General features: G+C 69.4%; 8 protein-coding genes, 1 tRNA gene and 1 pseudogene. 8 read left to right on the top strand and 2 right to left on the bottom strand.

Annotated features, from left to right (window positions below; genetic code table 11):
* Nucleotides 1-453: 453 nt before the first annotated feature.
* The 5 genes from FRADC12_RS10665 (at nt 454) to FRADC12_RS10645 (ending at nt 6198) form a co-directional block, all read left to right on the top strand.
* Nucleotides 454-1809, top strand: coding sequence for a SepX/GlpR family protein (locus tag FRADC12_RS10665; protein ID WP_157488796.1), 1356 nt, complete (start codon nt 454-456; stop codon nt 1807-1809).
* A gap of 754 nt (nt 1810-2563) precedes the next feature.
* Nucleotides 2564-3181 carry a hypothetical protein gene (locus FRADC12_RS10660; protein ID WP_045876532.1) on the top strand — a complete coding sequence of 206 codons (618 nt, stop codon included), beginning with the start codon at nt 2564-2566 and terminating at the stop codon, nt 3179-3181.
* A gap of 78 nt (nt 3182-3259) precedes the next feature.
* A tRNA-Ala gene (locus tag FRADC12_RS10655) sits at nt 3260-3333 on the top strand.
* 845 nt (nt 3334-4178) lie between these two features.
* Entirely contained in the window at nt 4179-4544 is a 366-nt protein-coding gene (locus FRADC12_RS28300; protein ID WP_052710828.1) for a hypothetical protein, read from the top strand.
* A 19-nt stretch (nt 4545-4563) separates the two neighbouring features.
* Nucleotides 4564-6198: a hypothetical protein gene (locus tag FRADC12_RS10645; protein ID WP_052710827.1), complete on the top strand. Its 1635-nt coding sequence runs from the start codon at nt 4564-4566 to the stop codon at nt 6196-6198.
* A 207-nt stretch (nt 6199-6405) separates the two neighbouring features.
* On the opposite strand, the gene FRADC12_RS10640 is transcribed toward FRADC12_RS10645, so the two are convergent.
* Both FRADC12_RS10640 and FRADC12_RS28295 read right to left on the bottom strand, forming a co-directional pair.
* On the bottom strand, nt 6406-7530 hold the full coding sequence (locus tag FRADC12_RS10640) for a hypothetical protein (RefSeq protein WP_045876529.1): 1125 nt from the start codon (nt 7528-7530) through the stop codon (nt 6406-6408).
* A 196-nt stretch (nt 7531-7726) separates the two neighbouring features.
* Entirely contained in the window at nt 7727-9124 is a 1398-nt protein-coding gene (locus FRADC12_RS28295; protein WP_052710826.1) for a lytic transglycosylase domain-containing protein, read from the bottom strand.
* A gap of 1218 nt (nt 9125-10342) precedes the next feature.
* On the opposite strand from FRADC12_RS28295, the gene FRADC12_RS10630 reads away from it, so the two are divergent.
* The 3 genes and pseudogenes from FRADC12_RS10630 to FRADC12_RS33030 form a co-directional block, all read left to right on the top strand.
* On the top strand, nt 10343-20254 hold the full coding sequence (locus FRADC12_RS10630) for a DNRLRE domain-containing protein (protein ID WP_283215121.1): 9912 nt from the start codon (nt 10343-10345) through the stop codon (nt 20252-20254).
* Between the two features lie 1512 nt (nt 20255-21766).
* Nucleotides 21767-21937 carry a hypothetical protein gene (locus tag FRADC12_RS31110; protein WP_157488795.1) on the top strand — a complete coding sequence of 57 codons (171 nt, stop codon included), beginning with the start codon at nt 21767-21769 and terminating at the stop codon, nt 21935-21937.
* A gap of 442 nt (nt 21938-22379) precedes the next feature.
* Nucleotides 22380-22816 (top strand): annotated as a pseudogene (locus FRADC12_RS33030) (IS1634 family transposase); the annotation flags it as partial.
* Nucleotides 22817-23150: the final 334 nt, after the last annotated feature.

Below are 23150 nucleotides of genomic sequence, written 5' to 3'. Positions count from 1 at the left end.
GACACCGCGGAGTGCTTGACAGGAGCCGCTGTTGCGCGACACGCGGTCTTGTGGTCGGTGACCGGACGGTTTTCCCTCACTAGCGTCAAGCACGAAATCGAAAACCCACCACATCCAGGCTGGCAGGACAAGCTGGCAGGACAAGCTGGCAGGACAAGCTGGCAGGACAAGCTGGCAGGACAAGCTGGCAGGTCGGTGGGCTCGGCTGAGGCCCGGCAGTCCCGCCGGAGACAGGTCTCGCGCAGACGTCTGACAGAGACGAGGAAGGCGGCGGCACATGGCCGGCACTCCCGCGCTCCGTGCGCGTTCGGCGTCGCGTTGTCGACGCCGGCACGGTTCGTGGGTGGCGGCCGGAGCTCCGGCCGCGCGCCGCGTGCCGCCGACCGGCGTTGTCCGTGACGTGCCTGGCTCCGATACGGCCGGTAACGGGGGCGGGAACCCGGTGATCTCCCCGTGAGCGCTCTTATCTGGCTGGCCATCGTTGGCGTTTGGGGATTCGTTCTCATCCCGATGTGGCTTCGGCGTCATGACGGCGGGCTTGAGCAGCGGTCCGCCGACCGGTTCTCCACCGCGATGCGAGTCCTTTCTCGCCGCGGCCGCGCCCAGGCGGAACCGCCCGCGGAGGGCGATCTCGGGGGCGGCCCGGCCGAGGACGACGTCACGACCGGCGGCGCCGACGACCTCGAATCCACGGTGGAGCTCCAGACCCGGCCCGCCGCGACCTCGTCCGACGGACGGCGGCCCACGGCGCCCAGCCCGGCGAGCGAGCCCGGCGTCCCCGCGGTTCGCGCGCCGGCGCACGCCGGCATCGCCGCGCCCACCCGCGGCACCGTTCACGCGCGCCCGGCGGCGCGTTCTCGGGCCGCGGCCGGGGACGGACGTGAGCTGGACCAGACCGCGCACACGGTCGCCGTCGGCCCGGCGCGCCCGGTGCCACCGGCCCGGCCGGTGGACCCGGAACGGCATGCCCTCCTGCGGCTGCGCCGGCAGCGGCTGTACGTGCTGGTCGCCGCCGTGCCGGTCACCGTCGGCCTGGCCATCGGCCTGGCGGGGATGTGGATCGTCGTGCAGGCCCTCGTCGATGTCGGACTCGCTGCCTACGTCGCTCACCTGCGGCGCTCCGCGCGGACCGAGCGGCGGCTGGCCGCGTCCCGGGCCGCCCGCGACCGGCGGATCGCCGCGGACCGCGCGGCCCGCCGGTCGATCTGGCCGGGCGCGGCCGGGGCGCCCGGCACCCGTGTCACGAGCAGCCCGGTCCGGGCGACGCCGCAGACCGCCTCCCGCGAGGCAGGGCCGGGCAGCCTGGCCGGCACCGCCGCGGCCGGGCCCGCGGGCCGGCCGCACGTGTCGACTGGAGGCCGGGCCGGCTCGTCTCCCGAGTACACGCCCGTCCGCCTGTCCGAGGACCGCGACGCCCCCCTCAGCTCGGAGGAACTGGCCACCGCGCGGGCCGAGACCGTCGAGATCGCGGCAGCCGCGTCGGCGGTGCCGGTCGTGCCGGCGCCGGGGGCGGCGGACGACGGGTACACGAACAACGTCCGGGTCACTGCCAGCCGGCCGGCGGGGCGGCCCACGGCGCGCCCGCCGACGTCGCGGCCCGGCCGGGTCCAGGTCAACCCGCCCGGTACCCACGGCGGCCTCACCGCGCCACCACAGGCCACCGCGGCCCCGCCGGCGGCGACCCCGCAGGTCGCTTCCGGGCTGCCGGCGGCGACCCCGCAGGTCGCTTCCGGGCTGCCGGCGGACGGCACGGCGACCGACGCCGAGGGCGCGGCGGTTCGCGTCCTGCGCCCCGCCGTCGGGGACTGAAGCGCCTCCCGGCCGCAGGGCTGACGCCGGCGCGGAACCGGCGTCCTGGCGCCTGTGAGGAGCGTCGCATTCGGCTGCACCACGTGACCGAGGCGGTGCTCGGCGCCGAGGCGATCCGGACCTATCCGGCGTCACGGCCCCGATCGGCTTCGGGCCCTGGCGTGGTCTGCCGCGTATCGGGTGGTTCCCGGCAGGCACGGCGCACGCGTCCCGTCGAGAGGCGCCGTCGGCGGCTGTGCATAATGGAGCCGTGACCCACCGTGTGCGGCCCAGCCTCGCGCCACTTGGCGCCGTGGCCAGCGCGCCCTGTCCGCGGTGTTGTCGTTGTCGACGCCCTCGCGTCCGCTGACGTCCGCGTTCTGATCGTCATCGCGGCGCCGTCCTAGCGCCGCCGGCCCCTCGGGGCCGACCCCGGCGGGGCGCGAGGGGTTTCGAAGCAGCTGCCGTCGACCGCCCCCGCTCCGAGCGCCCACCCGTCTGACGGGCCGGCCGACCGGGTTGGAGCCGCTCCCGACGGACGCGCCGGCCCGTGCAGAAACTGAGCCGGTCCGCCCAGGCGCTCGGGGCCGTCGCCACGTCGAGCGGAAAGCCCGGTTTGTCCGCCGCCAGCCCCTGCTCGGGGGCTCGTCGCGGCGTTGCCCGGTGGCCGGTGACGCGGCCCGGCGCCGCGAGCCCAGGACGCTGGCCGCCCCGAAGAGGGGTCCCGGGACGAGCACATCCGCGGTCGCCCACCCACCATCGAAAGGCAGTCGCCGTGACGTTCGAAGCCTGGCTCGGCCGGCTGCGGAACGACGGATACCTGCTCTGCCCGGCCAGCACCGCCGTGCCGGTGGAACTGCGGGCGGTGCGCCCCGACGGCTGGGGCCTGCACCTGCGCTGCCGCGGCGTCCAGGTCCGCCTCGGCCTCTACCGGCCCGGCCGCTCGGCCTGGCAGGTGCCGCTGCGCGACCGGGAGGTCGTCCCGGAGGAGGCCCTCGAGCTCTGGGAACACCGCCCGCTGCGCCACGTGGCCGAGCCCGGTGCCGGTCCCGGCGCGACCCTGCCCACCGGGACCAGGATCGTCTTCACCGGCTCCCAGGACCTCCCCGATCACCAGCTCGTCTTTGACGGTTCCCGGGAGCACGGCTGGCGTGGGCACGAGGCCGGCCTGCTGCGGGCCGGCGCCGCGGCCGAGATCTTCACGGCACTGCTCGCCGCCGCCGAGCCTGAGCTCGACCGTTGGCGCCCGTCGGCGCCGACCCTCGGCGGGCTCCGCCCGGTGCCGGCATCCGGGTCTGACGCTCCAGCCCGCGTGAGCACGGGGGTGCCGTCCGCGCGCGTCGCGCCGCTGAGGCCGGCTGTCGCCGCGGGCGCCGAGCAGACCCACACATGACCGGTGTGTCCGGGAAAACCCCAGCCCGCCCGGCCCCCACACCTGCTCGCCCGTCCTGTAGGCTGCGAACTGCTTCCAGGGGGTGTAGCTCAGCCTGGTAGAGCGCCTCCCTCGCACGGAGGAGGCCAGGGGTTCGAGTCCCCTCACCTCCACCCCTGATGCCCACAGCCGCAGCCTTGATCATATTTTTTGATCAAGACTTTTGATCGTTTGTCCGTCGTTTGTCCGTGGGACTTGCCGGCAGCTCACGGCATCAGACGCCACGGAGCGGCAGTGTTCCGCGTCATGCCCCGGCTGGGACCGGGCTCCCCGGGGGTGTGCGGGCCTCCAGGCCGGCTCCGGGGCCCTGCGGTCGGCGTCCGCCGGACTCTCCGGCCGTAGCGCGACAGGCGGGGTCTGCTCGGCGAGGCTTCTGCGGCGCTGCCCCCGATCGTTGATGCGGCCTGGCGTGACGACGCGCCGGCAGAGGTCGGTGGTGATAGCTCGCAACCGGCCCGGCCGCGGGACACTCGTGGCTGCGCGCACTGTCCTTGTTGTTCTGGTCTGGAAAGTGGCCGGGACGACCTTTGCCGGTTTCGTCGATGCGGTACATGACGGGCTGGCCGCGGGCTGCCGTACGACTGACATTCGCCGGCATCTGCAGCGGCTGCGCTGTTCGCTTCCAGGAGCGCAGAGACGGGGCGCTGTCGCCGTCCGGCATGCCGACCGAATTGCGACGTATCCCCTCAGGGCGTTGGTGGGTGGGGCGCACGTAGGACCAGGAGGCACGCCAACGTGCCACGGTGGGTCACTGGCCGATGAAACGGCGTCCGTCAGCTACCTCATGTGAGCCGTCCGGGGAAAGGTCGACCTCGCGGCGGCTCGGGTGATCGGCGCTGTGACGTTTGTGGTGTCCACAGGTCCGAACCTGTCCACAGGCTGTCGCGCCTTGTGGGCTGACGGCTTTGGCTGGTGGTGCACTCGGCTGGTTGATCTGGCCGCTGTAGGGAGGCGCTGAATGGGCTGGCATGGGCGGGCGGAAAAGCTTGTGGTGTGGGACGGGCCGGTGTTGGACGCGGCGTTGATGTTGTTGGAGCACGCGGCGTCCGGCCTGTTGCACTGGCCGGTGTTCGACGCCTATGGGTCGTCGTCGGCGTTGGCGGATGTGCATCTGGCGGTGTTGTGCCTGGAGGACTGTGGGCTGGAGGTCCCGCCGTCGTATCCGATCGGCGGCGAACGGGTGGCGGCCGGCGATGTTCGGGGTGTGTTGGCGACTGCGGCGGTCCGGCTGGTGGCGGGTCTGGTGGTGGCGGTGGAGCCGGGGTTGGTGGCGCGCGCGGCATTGTTCACGCGTGAGGCGCTGGCGGCGTTGGGTGATGGCTGACGGGCCTGGGGAGGGCCGGTTGACCTATGGCTGGCTGCTGGGGGAGGCCGAGCGGGCGGCGGCGTTCGCGGCTGGGGCGGCGCCGGAGCGGAGGTCGCTGGTCCAGTTGGAGGGGGATGCGGCCGGGCTGGTGGCGCTGGTCGAGGTGGCGCACCGTCACGCCGCCTTCTTGGCCAGGGGGATGGAATCCCAGCATCCCGCACAGGTGCTGGCCGGGCTGGTCGATGGCGTCCGCCGGAGGTTGCGCGGTCTTGGCCGCCCGGTTACCGGGCTGGCCGGGGTGAGTCTGTGGGATGGCGCGGTCGAACGTCTCGCGGTTGCGCATGATCTGTTGGCGGCGCAGCGCGGACCGGACGGTGAGCCTCGTGGGCCAGACGCCTGGCTGCTGGCGGACCCCGGCGCCCTCGCTGCGGCGGCGGGTCGTCTGGCCGCGGTCACGGGGCTCGCGGCCGCCGGTGCGCGGGACCTGATGCTGCGCTCCACCCAGTTGGCGGGCGGCTGGTACGCGGTGGACGATCTCGGGATAGTCCAGCCGGCCGTGTTGCGGCTGCTGCGTCTGGTCGCGGGGTTGGCCGGCGCGGCCGACGAGGTGGCCGCCCAGCGCGGCGAACCGGCGCGGCCCGGGGTGCTGGACGAGGTCGGTCCACTCTTCAGCGACGTGGCCGCTTCGTCGTTCGAGCGGCGGCTTGACCGGCTCCGTGAGGCTGCGCACGCTCTGAGCCAGCCTGGCTACGAGCCTGGTCATGGTCTTCTGGTCGCGTTCGGGGACCTGGCGATGGTCGTGTGCCAACAGGCGGGGTGGATCGCGTGGCGGACGCTCGCCCGGCTGCCGGCGTCCCAGCGTGACCTGCTGATGGTGGCGCGGGCGCAGGCTGTCGCGGCCCGGGTGTCCTGGCGGTCGGTGCTGACCGAGTTGCGGGACGTCCAGTCGCTGGGACGCGACGGCGCCCCAGTGATCAGGCTGGCGCTGGACGTGCGCCGCCAGTTCATCGGGCTGGTCGGGGCTGACGATCGGCCAGAAGCCCCGCTGCCGGCGGGTGCGATGACCGAGGTCCGCCGTGTGCTGCTGGTCGTGCCGGAGTTGGCCGCCTGCGGAGCGGCGACCGCGGCCAGGCTGTTGGACCGTGGCCTGCTGACCAGCCGCACCGAAAAAGGAAGTTACGGACCGCTGACGTCACACCACGCCGCGGCCCTCCTGGCGAGGTATGCGGCCGCGGCGACCGCGTCGCGAGAACTGCTTGCCCGCTATCGGCTCCTGCCTGGCCTCCAGCCGCAGCCCCACAAGGCGGCTTACCTCGCCGCCACCCCGACGCCGCTGGCGACGCGGGCCACGCCGGTCCGTCCGCATCCCGGTGACCTGGCCGCGGCCCGCCTGGCCCAACCGCGCTGGGTGGAGATCCGCGACCGCGATCATGGCCTGCTGCGTTGCCGCTCCCTGGAGATGACCGCTGCCCTGCGCCGTACCGGCGAGGACCTTCGGTCGCTGCTGGAGGCCTCCGGCGGTGTGCGCCTGACAGGCAGGGAACCGCTTGTCACCCTCGCGGCGCTGGCTACGAACTACCTGCCCTACGACGCCTATGCCGCGCTTGGGCAGGGCTCCGCGCCCGTCGATACCGGCAGCCCCCCGGACGTCGAGCCCGACTTCGGGCTGTGATCAGCCGACCCGCTGCCGGGCAGGGCCAGAATGGGGAACGGTCAGGAGCGAGTGAGGCCGCCCAAATTCCACGGCGCAGCGCGCCATGGGTCGGGAAGATCGACGGTGGCGTCGCGTCGGTCCCGGTCCCGGGGACTGGCCCAGTTGCGGCGTGCCAAGAAGCGCCTGGAAATAGGACGTTCAGCGCTCCCCCCGATGACGCGGTGGTCACCGTGACGACCCACCAGCATTTATGATCATGATGGTGGCGAGGGTTGTCGGTGCGCAGCTGGTAGGGGTGACGGTGAGGGTCAGAGTGAGGGTGTCTGGGGTGGGGTTTGGGAGTTGCTCGAGGTCGACGGTGGTGAGGGCGGTCGGGGTTGTGACTGGTTCGGAGGGGACGGTGGTGTCGGACTGTTCGAGTGGGGTGTCGTCCGTTTCGGCGGGGGCGCGGACGTCGGTGTGGATGGTGGTCTGGTCGGGTGTGCTGGTGGAGGGAGCTGCGTAGGTGCCGCTGACGGTCAGGGTGGTGTGGCCGCCGGTGTGGTCGATGGTGGCGGTGAGGCTGGCCGGGTCGAGGATGATCGTGTTGCAGGTGGTGTAGGGGGTGAGGCTGATGATCGGGATCGGTGTCATCGTGAGGCTGGCGGTCGAGCTTGGGGTGGGGGTCTGGGTTATGGGGTCGTTGATGACGCTGGCGGTGATGGTGACGGTGGGAGCGGTCTCGGGTGTGGCTGAGGCGGGCGCGGTGGCGGTGGATGCCGGCACGTTGGTGGTGAGGGCGATGAGGGGGATGGTGATCAGGGGCGCGGGGCTGGCCCGGGTGACGGGTGCTGAGGGTGTAGTCGGTGTCGGGTCGGGTGTGCTGGTGGCTGACGGTGCGGGCGGTGTCGCCGCCCGGTAGGCGCTGGTCGCGATCTGTTCGCTCGGGCTTGGTGTGCCGAGAGCGATGGGAGTGGCGGCGACGGTGGCGTCGGTGTCGGGCCCGGTGGACGGTGTCGGGTAGCTGGCAGGCGTGGCCGGCTGGTTGGCCTGGGGCGCGGTGAGGCTGCTGGTGGCATCGTCGCCGGGTTGGTGCAGGTCGTCGCCGAGCAGTAGCAGGAGGCCGATCAGCGGCAGCGCGAGTAATTGGACGGGGCCGAGGTTTCGCTGGCTGGTGGGTCGGGTCCGGCGGTGGGCGCCCGCGCGTGGGCCAGTCGGTTTTGTCTCCGCCGTGGCGGTGGGCGTGGTGTGGCGGCGTTCGGGCTTGGTCGCTGGCGGGACGGTGGGCAGCGGCCGGGTGGCCGAGGTGCCCCCCGGGCGGGCGGTGGTGGCGGTGGTGCGTCGAGGGTGGGGGCGTCGGTGCCGGCTCACCGGGTGGCTCCTTCCCGGGTCGGGGCGCTACCGGGTTGCGGGTGCCGGCGGCGTCGTCGAGCGGTCAGGGTAGCGCCGAAACCTGGACGATTCGGACCACGATGCGAGGGAGCCCGGCGAGTCGTAGGCCTGGGTTTGGTCGCGGACGCGCTGATGGAGCCAGGCGCGGCGTGATCCGGCGTGTGAGGTGGCGCGGTCACGGTGCCGTGGGTGACACGGTGGGGCTGGCGGTCGGGTGCGGGCTCGCGCTGGGAGTAGGACTGGCTGTCGGGATGGGGCTGGTGGTCGGGGTCGGGGTCGGATTGCTGGTGGTGGCTGGGCTCGTCGTGGTGGGGGTGGTGGCCGGTCGGGTGATGTTGGTGATGGTGAGTGTGGTGACGGTTTGGGTGGGGCAGCCGGGTGGGGTGGTGGTGAGGGTCAGGGTGATCGTGGCGGTGTGGCCGGGGTCGGTGAGCTGGCCGAGGGGGAGCTGGGTCAGCAGGACGGGTTGGTCGCCGGGCTTGAGGGGCAGGGGCCGATCGGTGTCGGCGAGGGCCTCACCTGCGGGGTCGCGGGCGAGGGTGTGGAGGGTGATCGTTCCGTCGGGGTCTGCTCCGGTGGGGGTGGTGTAGCGGCCGGTGAGGTTGAGGGTGGTCGTGGTGAGGGTGGCGGTGAGGCTGCCGGTCCTGATCGTGAAGGGGTTGCAGGCGGCTGGGGCTGGGGAGGCGGATGAGGTCGCGGGGGCGGTCCCGATCGGGGTGAGGGCGATTACGGGGTAGGGGCCAGCCTCGCTGGTCTGTGCATCGCCCTCAGTCGGACCGGTGGTGGCGGTTGGTGGGGTGATCGGCGTCGGCGTGGTGGTGGTGTAACCGGTGGTCCAGGCGAGGACGGCGCGGACGTAGGCGTCGGAGGGGTTGTAGGCGCGGATCGCGGCGGTGAGTTGGGTCGGGTTGGTGAGGTCGCGGTGGTGGGCGCACAGGTAGCCGCCCGCGGCGAGGGCGGCGTCGTGGATGTTGTTGGGGTCCCGGTGGCCGTCGGTGTTGCCGTCGCGTCCCGCGCCGGTCCAGGTGGAGGGCAGGAACTGCAGCGGCCCGACGGCGCGGTCGTAGGTCGTGTCGCCGTCGAGGGCGCCGTGGTCGGTGTCGAGGATCCGTGCGAAGCCGCTGGCGCCGGTGAGGCGGGGGCCCAGGATGGTGGGGGAGACCGTGCCGTTGAGGCTGATCTGGCGGCCGGTGGCGTTGCCGGACTCGACCTTGCCGATCCCGGCGAGCAGCTGCCAGCGCAGGTGACAGCCCGGTAGCTCGCCGGCGAGGGCGGTGGCGGCCTGCTGGTAGGCGGCGAGGACCGGCGCGGGGATCCGGCGGTCGGAGCTGGTGAGGGTGACCAGGCCGGCTGGTGCGCCGGGCGCGGCGGCGGCGGTCGCAAGTGCGCCGGTCGGTACCTGTGCGTCGCCGGCGTCGCCGGGGCTTGGGGTGGTGTAGCCGGCGGGCAGGCTGTCCGGGTCGAGCGACGGCATTGGGTAGCTCGTGCCCGTGGCCGGTGGGACGGGCTGGCTGCCGGCGGAGGTGTCATCGCTGTGCTGCGGTGACTGGCAGACGATCAGCAACGCGAGCACGGCGGGTAGTCCGACGGTCGGCAGGCCGATGGTCCGCAGCCGGTGGACGGCTTCCGTGTGTGCCTGGATCCTGCGATGGCGTCCCTGTGGCCGTCGGACCTGCCGAACGACCTGCTCAGTGGGCGCGGGCGTGTTCGCCAGAGGGTCCGCGGCCGGTTGTGCCTGGGGCGAGACGGCGGCGTCGCCGGGAGATGGGGCAGGCGGAGCCGCCTGTGCCCTCGAAGCCGTCGGCGATGCCCGCTCGGACGCCGATGATTCGGGCACGGATGTTTTCCGTCTCACGTTCGGCCCGTTCCTTCTCCGCGACCCTCAGGGAGGGTGTGGCCCCGACGCGCGTGCAGCCGTCAGCCGGATTTACACGCACAACGGATAGCGGGCTCGCCTTGGCGGCAGAGCCCGGCGACTAGCCGGTCTGAAGAACTGCTGTGGTGACGTCTGCTCGAAGCCTTCTCCGAGGTTGAAGTTTGTTTTTAGGACATGGCTGCGCCGACACCGTGCGAGGGCTTGTGAAAATCGTGAGCAGGGGCGCGCGTCGAGTGCGCGAAGATCGTCTCGGGGCATGTGGAGAACGTTGCGCCTGAGTTTTTCGGCTCGGCCGGAGGGTGGTTCTGGGGTGGGGGACGCCATCGTGCCAGTCCGTCGATGCCTCCGCAAAGGAAACTCACAGAAAATCTTGAAACAGCCAGAGAGTAGCAGGTCACAGGGCTGTCTGGGTACGCCACTGGCGGTGTTCCGGGTACCGCGCACGCATCTCGGTAACGCGTGCGCCTGTGGATAGTCACTCGACGTTATCGCGAACCGTGGTCCTCGGCGTGGTGTTCGTTCCGCATGCAGCCTGTCCTGGCCTGCTGCATCGATCCGCTGGCTGAGCGCCGTTCCTGGGCGTTGGATGCGACGCTTGACGTGGGGTCGTTGGGCCGCCATAGTCTGCTCCGCAGTAGAACTTCACCACTGTGGGCCCGTGACCGGTATCTGGTCTGGGCCCGTGGTTTCGCCGGGCGCAATGAAGCGTCAGGAGCCGGTTCCCTCACCCTTGGGAATCGCCCTGTGTCCGGTTTTCGTCGCATGGCCGCCGCTGCCTTTCGCGGGCGCGGCTTGCCCTGCGGGCTTCTTTCTTTTTCCTTGGCGCCCTGGGCTGTTTTTCTGTGCCTGGCGGTGCTGGTCCGGTGTGTTCTCTTACGTGTTCGGAGCTGCGTGATGCCCGGCTGGCGCTCGCCTGTGCGACGTTCTGTGACCTTCGGCCAGAAGATGTGGCGCCGCCGTGCGCGCGCGCAGCGCGTCGCGCTCCTGCTCGTGCCGGTGCTCGTCCTGACCGGACTGTCGCTGGTCGTCTACGACCGCGTGACCTCGCCGAAGCTGGTGCCGCTCTCGGAGCAGAATCCGTTCAAGGACGTGAAGCTGCCGGAGTCGACGAACGGGACGGCGGCGGGCCGGGACAGTCTGGTCCCGGCGTCGGCGACGTCGCGGGACGGCGCTCCGAAGGTCGCCGATGTGGTGGCGAAAGCGGGCGCGGTCGCCGACGCGGTGCCGGACACCCCGCAGCCGGTGCCGCATCGGGTGGTGTACCCGGCGGCGGCGGACGCGCCGGCCGGGGAGGTGGTCCTGCCGGAGGTGCCGGCGGACGCGGACCAGCCGTCAGCCGATGAGCTCGCGCCGGCGCTGACCGACACCGATGTGGCCGCGCAGGCGGGCCGGACCGAGGTCACCTCCGCTCGTTCGTCGAACGCGACGGTGTTCCACAACCCTGATGGCACGTATACGACGGAGCTGACCGCGCAGCCGACCCGGCTGCGCGATGCCTCAGGTCAGTGGGTCGATGTGGACACCCAGCTGGTCGACGCGGCCGACGGCCGGCATGAGACGGCGTCCGCGCCGGCGCCGGTGGACATCGCGGCAAGGGCGGATGACCCGCAGCTCGCGCAGGTCGAGGTCGGCCAGGGCCAGTCGGTTGCCTTCGCGTTGGACGGCGCGACCACGGCGACGGGGAAGGCCGACGACAACGCGGTTACGTTCACCGGGGCGCGGGCTGGCGCGGATGTGGAACTGTCCGCGGCGGCCACCGGCCTGAAGGAGTCCCTGATCCTGCGGTCGGCCGGGGCGCCGACGAGCTGGGCGTTCCCGCTGACCCTGGAAGGGCTGACCGCGAGCCTGGACAAGACCGGCCAGGTGGTCCTCGCCGACCAGAGTGGCAAGGCGGTCGCGCTGATCCCCCGTGGCTGGATGCAAGACGCCGCCGGGGCGGTGTCCGAAGGGGTCACCTACAGCCTCACCGACGACGCGGGCACCCCGGTGCTGCACGTCGACCTGGATGCCGGTTGGCTTTCGGCGTCGGGGCGGGTGTTCCCGGTGCGGGTGGACCCGACGGTGACGCAGATCGCGGCGACGACGGATGACACGTATGTGTCGGCGGCGACGCCGAGCACGTCGCACGCGACCGACGGCGCGCTGCGGGCGGGCCTGGCGGTGTCCGGGGATGAGAACCGGGCCTACGTGCATTTCCCGAACAACAGTGCTCTGGCGAACGCGAACATCCTTTCGGCGCAGGTGTCGCTGTACAACACGGCGTCGCATGACGCGTGTACGGCGCATCCGGTGTCGCTGTACGGGGTGACCGGGGCGTGGAACGGCACGACGATGGTCTGGCCGGGTGCGTCGATCGGTGGTGAGGTCGCGCAGTCGACGTTCTCTCACCAGACCGGCACCTCGGGCTGTGACGCCGGTTGGGAGGCGTTCAGTGACTCGCGGCTGACGGCGCTGGTGCAGGGGTGGAACGACGGGTCGACGGCGAACAACGGCCTGTCGATCCGGGCGTCGTCGATCGACGTCGCGCAGTACAAGGAGTTCGCCTCGCAGGACTGTGCCTGTGGGGCGGCGGGGTCGGGTACCGATTACCGGCCGAAGCTGTCGATCACCTGGTCGCCGTACGGCGCGTCGTACACGTGGCCGACGGGATCACCGGTCTGGGACCAGGCGTTGACCGCGACCCAGCCCGGGAAGCTCAAGGTTCGGGTGACGAACCTGGGCCAGTCGACGTGGCCGGCGAACGGGAACTACAAGCTGTCCTACCACGTGTACGACGCAACCGGGACCACACAGATCGTCGCGCAGGGCTACCAGACGAACCTGCCGGTCGCGGTCGCCCGAGGCCAGACCGTCGATGTCCAGGCGACCGTTAGCCCGCCGCCGGCGGGTAGCTACATCGTCAAGTTCGACATGCAGGACACCGGCACGGGCGGGGCGTTCTTCTCCACCCACGGCATCGCGATGCTGCCGGTCGCGCTGGTCGCCCCACCCGCGGGTGGGGTGGCGGTGACGGGGTCGACGCCGTTGGACGCCGAGCGGGTCGGGACGCTGCGCCCGGTGCTGTCGCTGAGCGGCAACCAGTCCGGCTTGAGCTACGAGTTCGAGATCTGCTCCGGCACGGATGCGAACAGCGGGTTCTGCGCGTCGTCGGGCGGCGTGATCTCGAGTTCGTCGTGGCAGGTGCCGGTGAACGCGCTGGCCTGGGGATACCCGTACTACTGGCGGGGCCGGGTCGCCTTGGGCGGGACCTACAGCGCATGGACGGCGCCGATGACGATCTACGCCCAGGTCCCGGCGCCGACGACCACCGCGCATCTCGGTGGTGACCCCTACGTGCCGTCGGTCGGTTCGGTGTCGCCGCTGATCAGGAGCTATGCCTCGTCGACGACCGATGTCTCGGTGGCGGGGGCGGGGCCGAACCTGGATCTGACCCGGACCTACAACAGTGCCAACTCCTCGGTGGGGATGTTTGGGACGGGCTGGTCGTCACAGTGGGACCAGAACGTCCGGGTCGACGACTCCGGTGAGGGAAACCTGGTCGTCCGGTATCCCGACGGGCGCGACAGCAGATTCGGCCGGAACTGGTCGGGCACGTTCCAGCCACAGGATGGCTACTACTCGCTGATGCAGGCGCCGAGCCCGGCCGTGGCGTCGTTCACCGCGCCGAACTCGACGAGCTCGCTGGGTCAGGCGGATACCGGCGAGACCTGGCAGGTGCTGTCGGGTACCTGGGGGATCAACGGCAACGCCGCCTACGCGGTCTCGGGGACCAACTCGTTCGCGGTGATGCCGTCGCCGTCGGACGGGACGGTGCGGTTCACCGCGCCGGTGGCGCAGGACTCGATGGGCATCGCCTTCCGCGTCCAAGATGCCTCGAACCTGTGGGTCCTGCAGGTCATGCCGTCGACGAACTCCCTCGTTCTGACCAAGCGGGTGTCCTCGGCGTGGACGAACGTCGCGACGTTCGCCGGGGCCTGCTGCGCGGCGTCGGACAGCTATGCGGTGCGGATGTCCGGCTCGACACTGACGGTCTACCGCAACGACCAGGCAGTCGGCTCGGTGACCGACAGCACCCTATCGACCGCGACGAAGGCCGGGCTGTACGCCTACCAGACAGGAGCCGGCCGGCTCGGCTCGATCACGATCCTGGACGACCAGCACCGTGACAGCTTCACCCGGGCCAACTCCTCGACGTCGCTGGGGACCACCGACACCGGGGAGCAGTGGCAGACGCAGACACTTCCGGGGCTGGGCAACGGCACCTGGGGCATCTCCAGCAACGCGGCGTATCTCGCCGCCGCGTCCGGGAACCGCAATGCCGCGACCGTGTCCGCCGCCGCCGACGGCACGTTCTCGTTCAAGATGCCGGTGGCCCAGACCGGCCTGGGACTGGCGTTCCGGTATGCGGGTGGGAATGACTACTGGCGGGTCGTGGCCCAGCCGTCGGCGGGAACCTGGCAGCTGATCAAGCGAGTCGGGGGTACCGAGACGATCGTCGCGACGTCGAGCGCGGGGACGTGCTGCACGGCGTCGGACACCATGACGGTGATCACGAACGGGCCGAACATCTACCTGCAGCGCAACGGCCTTCAGATCCTGTCGGCGAACGATCTCGCGCTGTTCTACGGCAGTCGGGCCGGCCCGTTCGCTGAGGCGACCGGCTCCGGGCGTCTCGACGACGTCACCCTCACCGCGGCGACGACGCTGACCGAGAAGTCCGGGACCGCGTACACGTTCCGCTCCGACGGCAAGCTGGCGAAGGTCACCGACGTCGCCGGCCGCCAGCTTGAGCTGACCTACGACAGCAACGTCCACCTGAGCACGGTCGCGAACCTGACCACGCTGCGGTCGCTGTCCCTGACCTGGACCGGCGCCCATGTCACCAGCGTGGCCACCCAGAGCGTCGCGGCCTACTCCGGCCCGCTGACCTGGGCGTACGCCTATACAGGCGACCAGCTGACCTCCGCCACTGCCCCGCACACAACCCACCCGACGACGTACGACTACGCCTACAACGGAAAACTCGGCAAGGTCACGTTGCCCGCGGGGAACGTCGACGCGATCATCGGCTACAACACCGACGGCACGGTGGCCTGGCGCGAGGACGGGCTGAGCAACCGCACGACCTATGCCGTCACCGCGACCAGCCCGAACACGGTCGTCCGGGTGACCGACCCGCGGGCTAACGCCGTCGACTACGAGTATCACGACGGCCAGCTGATCTCCCAGCGCGACAGCATCGGCAACCGCCAGTTCGTCTACAACGACCGCGGCTTCCTCTACCAGGTCATCGACGAGAACGGCAACATCGTCCAGACCCAGACCGACACCCGCGGGAACGTACTGTCCCGCTCCCAAGCCCGCGCGTACTACGCCGGCGTCCTGCTCGTGAACACCGAGTACTACAGCTACTACCTCGGCGCGCCAGGCGACCCGCGCAACGACCTCATCACCATCGACCGCGACGGCCGATCGGCATCCGCGTCCGACAACACCTACGCGACTTTCTACAGCTACAACAGCTTCGGTCAGCTCGTCGCGCGGACCGACCCGGCCACCCCCGGCTACCCGTCGGGCCGGACCGAGACGTGGGCGTTCTCCGCCGGCACCGAGGCCGCGGTGGCCGGCGCCGGGACGATCCCGCGCGGCCTGCAGATCTCCCACACCGACGAACGCGGCAAGACCGACACCGCTGGCTATGACGCCAAGGGTGACCTTTGCCGCGACCAGAACACCGCCGGGCTGGTGCATGACTACACCTACGACGAGCTAGGCCGCCGGCTCACCTCGAAGGAGACCTCCAACACCTTCCCCGCCGGCCTCACCACGACCTACGCCTACACGAAGCTGGGGCAGATCGCCCAGGTCACCGAACCCGGAGTGACGAACCTGGTCACCTCAGTGGTGCACACCAGAGTCACGACGAACACCTACGACGACAACGGCAACAAGACCCAAGTCACGGTCTCCGACGCCACCGGCGGCGACACCGCCCGCACCACCACCTACGCCTATGACGACGACGACCGGGAGACCTACCACACCGCCGGCGCGGGCAGCTTCCCCTGGTCCACCTATGCGACGACGTACGACCCGAACGGCAACGTCGCGACGAAGACCGACCCGAACGGCACGATCACCTCCTACACGTACACCGCCCACAACCAGCTCGCGACGACGACACTGCAGGACTTCGTCGACGACCCGATCGCCGGCACCACCCCCCGCGACGTGGTTCTCGAGTCCCGCGCGTACGACCCGGCCGGTCGGCTCGCCACGGTCACCGACGCCGAGGGCCGTACCGTCCAGCACCTGTACTGGCTGGACGACCTGCCGTTCCGCGAGGTCCTCCAGGGCTTCCGGCCCCCGGCCCCGGCCTACGGCGTTCTGAACGCCTCCGCCGCCTACGACATCGTCCTGGCCGAGCACGCCTACGACGCCGCCGGTAACGAGATCACCACCACCACCGGCGGTGGGCTGCGCACGACCTCCACCGAGTACGACGCCGCTGGTCGCACCACCGCCACCGTCCTCGACCCACAGGGTGTGGCGCGCCGCACCGACGTCACCTACGACGCGGGTGACAACGTCACCGCCACCCAGGCTTCCGCGGCGGGCACGTCGGCGACCGAACGGACCGAGTACACCTTCGACGACGCCTCGCGGCCGACGTCGACCACCGTGTTCGGTGACGGGGTGGCGCGCTACACCAACGCGGTCAGCTACGACCAGCGCGGCCAGGTCACCAGCACCGTCGATCCGCGCGGCTACGTCTCGGGCGGGGCACCGAACTCCGCCTACGTGACAGACCTGGTCAACGACGCGGCCGGCAACCCGGCGCAACGGATTCTCCCGCCGGTCCAGGTCGAGGAGAACGGCGGAACAGCTACCACCGACCGCCCGTCGGAAGAGGTCGGCCACAACACCTTCGGCGAGGTGACACAGGTCCGCGACGCCCGCAACCAGGTGACGACCACGACGTACGACCACCTGGGCCGGGTCACGCAGAAGACCTACCCGTCGTACACCCCACCTGCCGGCGGCTCGGCGATCAACCCGACCGAATCGTGGCTCTACGACGACGCCGGCAAGCCGATCAGTCACACCGATACCCGTGGCCAGACCACGACCACCGTCTACGACAAGCTGAACCGGACCGTCGCGATCACCGACCCGACGCTGGCCGGCCATTCGACCGGCGGGGTACGGCGGATGGTGTACGACGACGCTGGCAACCTCACCAGCGAGGTCAACCAGGATGGCGCCTGGACGTTCCACGCCTATGACGACCTCAACCGTGTCTGGGCCACGACTCGCACCGAGCAGTGGCTGACCCAGGTCTTCAACACCTACACGTCCTACGACGACGCCGGCGACGTGACCGGGACGCTGCTGCCCGACAACTACGCGGCGGGCGCGTGGAGCAGGTCGGACTACAACGGCGCCGGCGACGTCACCGCGACGCATGACGAGCTCGGTAAGACCACGACCTACACCTACGACCTCGCCGGCCGGCGCGTCTCGACGACCGACCCGCTCGGCCGCAAGACCACGACGACCTACGATCGCGCCGGCCGGCCGGTCACCGTCGGCGAGTACTCGCCCAGCAACACCCTTCTGCGTAGTACGTCGACGGGCTATGACGATGCGGGCAACGTCGTCTCCCAGACGGACGCGAACAGCCACACGACCACCGCCACCTTCGACGCGCTGAGCCAGCGGCGCACTGTCACCGTTCCCGTGTCGTCGAGCAGCAGCAACTCGACCTCGATCGGCTATGACCTGGGGGGCAACGTCACCCGGGTCACCGACGGCCGCGGCAACCCGACGGTCACGACGTACAACTCTCTGGGCCTGGTCGAGAAGGTCATCGAGCCGTCCACGACGGCGTATCCGAACCTGGCCGACCGGACGTGGACAACGAGCTACGACGCCGCCGCCGACCCGGTCACCGTCCTGGCACCCGGCGGGGTCACCCGCACCTCCACCTACGACGTGCTCGGCCGGCTGACCGCCGAGACCGGCTCCGGAGCGGGTGTCGCGTCGGCCTCACGAACCCTGTCCTACGACCTCGTCGGCCAGCTCACCGGCGCCGACGCCCCGAGCGGCACCCAGACGTTCACCTACAACGACCGCGGCCTGGTCACCGGCGCCTCCGGCCCGGACGGCGCCAGCAGCTTCACCTACGACTCGACCGGCCGCATGTCGGGGCGCACCGACCCGGCCGGGACCAGCACCTTCACCTACAGCGCCCGCAGCGAGCTGGCGACGGTGACCGGCACGGTGACCGGTGGGACCCGGACTCTCGGCTACGACGACGCCGGCCAGATCACCTCCGTCGCCTACACCGGGGCGACCCGCACCTTCGGCTACGACAATCTGGGCCGCACCACCTCAGACACCCTCACCGGCCCCGGCTCCGCTGTTCTGCGTGGCCAGAGCTACACCTACGACAACAACGACAACCGGCTGTCGACCACGATCAGCGGCACCGGCGTCGCCGGCGCCGGCACCCAGAGCTACGCCTACGACTGGGCCAACCAGCTGACCTCGTGGACCAACCAGTCGTCGGTCACCACCGCCTACGGCTGGGACGCCGCCGGCAACCGGACCTCGAAGAACGGCGTCACCTCCACCTACGACGCCCGCAACCGACTCACCTCCGACGGCACCGCGACCTACACCTACACCGCGCGAGGCACCCTCAACACCAAAACCCAGGGCTCGACGGTCACGACGACCGTGTTCGACGCCTTCGGCCGGCTGCTCGCCGACAACGAAGGCGGCACCCTGCAGAACTACACCTACGACGGCCTCGACCGCCTCGCCACCCGCAACAGCGGCACCTTCACCTACGCCGGCCTGGAAAAGGAACCCGCCACCGACTACTCGTCGTCGTTCTCCCGCGACCCCGACGGTGACCTGGTCGCGGTCGGCTCCACGACCGGGAACTGGGCGACTGTCACCGATACCCATGGTGACCTGGTTGCCGCGTTCACCACCGCCGGCGCCTTGGCGGACTCGCGTTCCTACGACCCGTTCGGCGATCCCGTCACCACCGGCAGCACAGCGGTCCATGTCGGCTTCCAGGGCAGCTGGACCGACCCGAGCACCAAGCGCGTCGACGCCCAAGCACGCTGGTACACCCCCGGCACCGGCACGTTCGCCAGCCGCGACACGGCAAATCTGCCCATCACCGGCACCGCCGCGTCGAACCGGTACACCTACGCGGGCGCCAACCCACTGGCCTACAACGACCCCACCGGCTTCATGCTCGACGGGACTCCTGGCACCGGGACAGCTTCGACCGCGGGACTCAGCCCGGAGGCTCAGCGGCAGATCGCGGCGATGGGCGCGGACAAGTTCTGGGCCGGTGTCGCCGCCGCCCTCGCGTTCCAGAAGGCCGCGGCGACACCGAAGCCGGCCCCGCCGCCGCCGCCGGCCCTGAGCCCGGAAGCTCAGCGACAGATCGCCTCCATGGGTGCGGACAAGTTCTGGGCCGGCGTCAGCGCAGCCCTGGCGTTCCAAAAGGCCGGCGTGAAGGCACCCGCGCCCGTTACCAAGGTCAGCCGGCCCACTCCGGCTCCCGCACCGTCCTCAAGCCTGAGCCCGGAGGCGCAGCGGCAGATCGCCGTCATGGGCGCGGACAAGTTCTGGGCCGGCGTCACTGCCGCGGTCGCGTTCCAGAAAGCCGGAGTGCAGCAGCAGACCGTGAGAAAGGCCAGTGTTGGCGGCCCCTCCGGGAACACGAAGCCAGCGGCACCAAGCAGTCCCACGAACTACAACCTCGCGTCGGCCATCGGCATGCCGGTCTGCACCAGCCTTGCGATGTGCCTGGGCGCCGCAGGCAAGGATCAAGGCTGCCTCACCATCGCGCTCTGCGCGGGATCCAAGACAACCTACCCGTCGGCTGTCGACTGCCGCTGGAAAGACATCAATTGCCTGCTCAACAGCGGCCCGGGACAGGCTGCCCTGATGTCCATCGGAGGCGGTGAAAGTGGTGACGTCGCAGCACTCAGGAACCTCCTGGCGCTTGGAGGGGACTTTAAGAGTGCTTCCCTCGTCGACGCGGCGGTTGCCGATGCGCTGAAGGCCTGCGGAAAGAGCTTCACCAGCGGTACGCTAGTCCTTCTGGCTGATGGCACCTCGAGACCCATCGGTCAGATCAAGGTCGGTGACCGGGTCCGAGCCACCGACCCCATCACCGGAAAAACCGCTCCCCAGGCCGTCACCAAGGTCTGGGTCAACTACGACACCGACCTGCTCGACCTCACGATCCAGACTGCCCATGGCAGAGGGGTCATCCACACCACCGAACATCACCCCTTCTTCGACGAAACCACCCGTGTCTGGAGAGAGGCCGCAGACCTCCAAGTCGGAGACCACCTCCGCACTGACAGCGCGACCGTCGCCACCGTCGTCGCGACCGTCATCCTCCCCGCCGCCCACAACATGTGGGACCTCACCGTTGACCACACGCACACCTTCTACGTCCTCGCCGCGAACACGAGTATCCTCGTCCACAACAGCGGACCCAACTGCCCCATTGATCCTATTGCTGTCAAAATTGCCGATCACGCGAACGATCGGGCCCTTGCTGGTGATGGAACGCATTATGTGAGTGGTGTTGATAGTAGGGTGCTTGGCTTCTATGTTGATGGTGTGATTAATGGCAACGTGCCGAACCTGGAGACTCGGTTCCTCCGGAATGGGCGTGTCGGGTACTGGGATCCGAGCAAGGGGGCAGTAGTAATTGAAGACGGTGAAGGGGGAACGGTATTCACGCCGAGGGACGGGTATGAGTATTTCAGGGACGAACTCAATTAATGAGAATGCGGGTCAAGTGCCACCGCAGCGCCATATCCTTCTGAGTCCCCGACAGTTCGAGGTGATCTTTCAGGTCACGATCCAGCTGCGAAACTATCAGGTAGAGCGGCTGAACCGCGAAGGCATGACACCTCGAATGCTCGAATTTCTCAGCGATCTCGTGCGGTCAATACGAAGCATCGCTGATCAGTCTTCGATGGTTCGGATCCAGGTAGTGGAAGGCCAGACGGACGGCCTTCCTGTGACCCCTGTTCTAGAATTGGGTCCCGGCAGATCTGGGGCTCAATTGGAGGCTGTGGGGCAGTTGCCGGAATCTATTGCTGAGATCTGGCAGTCTCTGCTAAAATTTGTGATCTCATCGCTTGGGGACCGAGAGCTATTCTTGAGGACGGGTTACTACTCCGACGAAATTGACGCTGCCATTAAGGTGTTAGTCGTGTCGGATAGCCTGAACTAATGTCTCGAAGAGTCTACGTATATGCAGACTCTTGCTCGGTTCTCGCCTGGGCCGCGCGCCGTGCCGGTTGATCTTACCGGTGGGCTGGCCCGTCGAGGAGGTCTGATCTCCCAGTGCCGCTGATTCACAAACCTTTGGGGGCTGTGTCAGGCAGCGGAGGGTTTGGGTTGTGATCTGGTGGCGCCATTCAGATAGGCAGCGACGGGGACCTATGTCGCCTGGCGTCTCCGGATTCCTCTGGCCCCACCCTTCCGACGAGACGTGGCCCCGTACTTCTTGATCTTGAAGCGACTTCCGACGGCTTCTGGCTCAATGCCGTTTGATTAGCAGTCTGGCCGTCGCGCCATTTTTACACGCCAATACCTAGAATACTGGACTTTCTTTTATGTCGGAGCCTCTGGACGTTCCGATAAAGGATACTGTCGGCTGACGCCCCCGTATGTGGCGGGGGTGCCTCACGCATTTTCCGGAAACTCGGGATGGCCTGTCATATTAGCGTCGTGCACAGGTCCATCGGGACTCTTTGGTCGTCCACGAGACGTCATTTACCGATGATCGAAAATTTCAACTGTGGGTTCTGTTGCGTCGCCTAGTCGCTTACCGGCTAAGAACACAAAGGAGTCTTAGCCTTGTCTGCGCGGGTGTTCGCATGGGGAAATCATGGGGGGAAAGTGCACCACGATCATGGTGATCTCATGTCTCCGCTGTCGGCGTACGGCGGCCCTTGCGAGGTCCTGCAGGCTGCCGAGATCGCGGTGCTTGGCGAGCACCGGGCGCACTCGGGTAGCCTTTGAAGATCGAGTCTCGGCGTATTTTGCGATCAGCCGACTGGTCGGACTTTGTCGTCCCACGGGTCGAGACGGTGTCACTGTCGGTTGAGTCCACCACGGTGGCGTTCAGCAAGCGCTGGTCGGCGTGAGACCGTCCATCTGGCCGGCGCGCCACCGGGAGACGAACTCTCGGAAATCGTTATCCAGGGAGTCGAGCAAGCGTCGGGCTTCTATACGCCCTGAGCCTGGCCAGCGCACCTCCAGCCGACACCGGGAATTTCCGTTATGGACCCGCAGTACGGGGACACGACGAACCGTCACCAACCACCCAGCGACCTCGACGCCACGCTGCCACGCCGGACCACCGCCGGTGCTACCCGGCAGCCCGTCACGGGAAGTAACAGCAAGCCGCCGCGCGAGCCCGAGCGCCCAGTCCGCATCCGCTACTGGCAGTAGGAAGTGGCCCGCGAGACCGGACTCACGTCACCAGCACCGTCCACACGTCCACGCGCAGGCCGTGCGGACGCTTCGGGAGTGGGCAGATAGCACCGGCTGTCGTGAGGTCATCACCGTCGTGGGCCGCATGGGTGCGCGGCTTAGGCAGCAGGGTTCGGACCTCGGATGAGCGCGCGGGCCTCGTCTGGATGCTTGGGCGCTCAGGCTGCCTGTTTCCGCCTGTGGCTGGCTGGGACGACCACGCGGTAGGTCACATGATCGATACCGGGTCGACCGCCAACATGGAACTACGAAGAGTAAGCGTGGATCCCGTATGTCAGCATCCCGAACCGTTTGATCTTGGTTGCTGGCCCTGAAATCTCTGTCCGTCCGGTCGCTACCCGCACCGTGGCCGGGGGCGATGCCCAGTCCTGACTTGAAGCCGGCCGTAGGCTCGGGATTCGTGGCCTATGTGCGGACCGTGAAGACAGCGTCCGGGGCGACTGCGGTGCAGATCGTGTACTCGAACCGTCGCGGCTCCCAGACGATGGACCATGTCGGTTCGGCGCACGACGAGGCGGAGGTGGAAGCGCTGAAAGCGGGCCGCGCGCCAGCGGCTCGCGGCCGGGCAGAACGAGCTTGACCTCGGCCTGGACACCGTGGGGACGGCGGCCCGCGCCGCTTCCGATCGTGGCGTCGCGGATGGGGCATCTGTGGGATGCGCTCTGCCGTGCCTACGACACGCTCGGCTTCGACGCTGCGGCTGGCGGGGACGAGGTGTTCCGTCAGCTCGTGCTGGCGCGGATCGTCGAGCCGACGTCCAAGCTCGACGCGCTGCGGGTGCTCGCCGAGGTCGGCGTCGAGCCGGTGGCGCATCGGGCAAAAGGCCGTCCGGCCCCAGCCCAGCAACCCAGACGGGCGCCAACCAGGCGGAGCCCCAGGCTGGCTTGCTGACGTCCCGCAACGGCACCGTCGTCGCCGCTGGAGGCGAGCAGCCCGCCGGGGCCGTTGCGGGTCCCAATCGCTTCTGGTCCCTCCCGATCTGGGCCGGAGCGACGAAGCCGTTTTGATCGGCCCGCCCACCGGTGCCGCTCGATGGTGGCAGGATGTCACGCAGAGCAACTGGATCGGGTGGCGGGATGAAGACCATCCTTCCGTACGAACCGAATGATCATGCAACTATCTGCACGTTTAGGTAGCAGTCGCTCGTCTCGGCGGGTAGGCGCAACTCATT

Source organism: Pseudofrankia sp. DC12 (genome assembly GCF_000966285.1).
Classification (GTDB): Bacteria; Actinomycetota; Actinomycetes; order Frankiales; family Frankiaceae; genus Pseudofrankia.
The sequence above is the reverse complement of the archived record's forward strand: the minus strand, read 5'-3'. Positions and strand labels throughout refer to the sequence as shown.

Excerpts from the sequence above, each read along its gene's own strand:
- FRADC12_RS28300 (WP_052710828.1), top strand. The coding sequence starts at position 4,179 with ATGGGCTGGCATGGGCGGGCGGAAAAGCTTGTGGTGTGGGACGGGCCG.
- FRADC12_RS31110 (WP_157488795.1), top strand. The coding sequence starts at position 21,767 with ATGGACCCGCAGTACGGGGACACGACGAACCGTCACCAACCACCCAGC.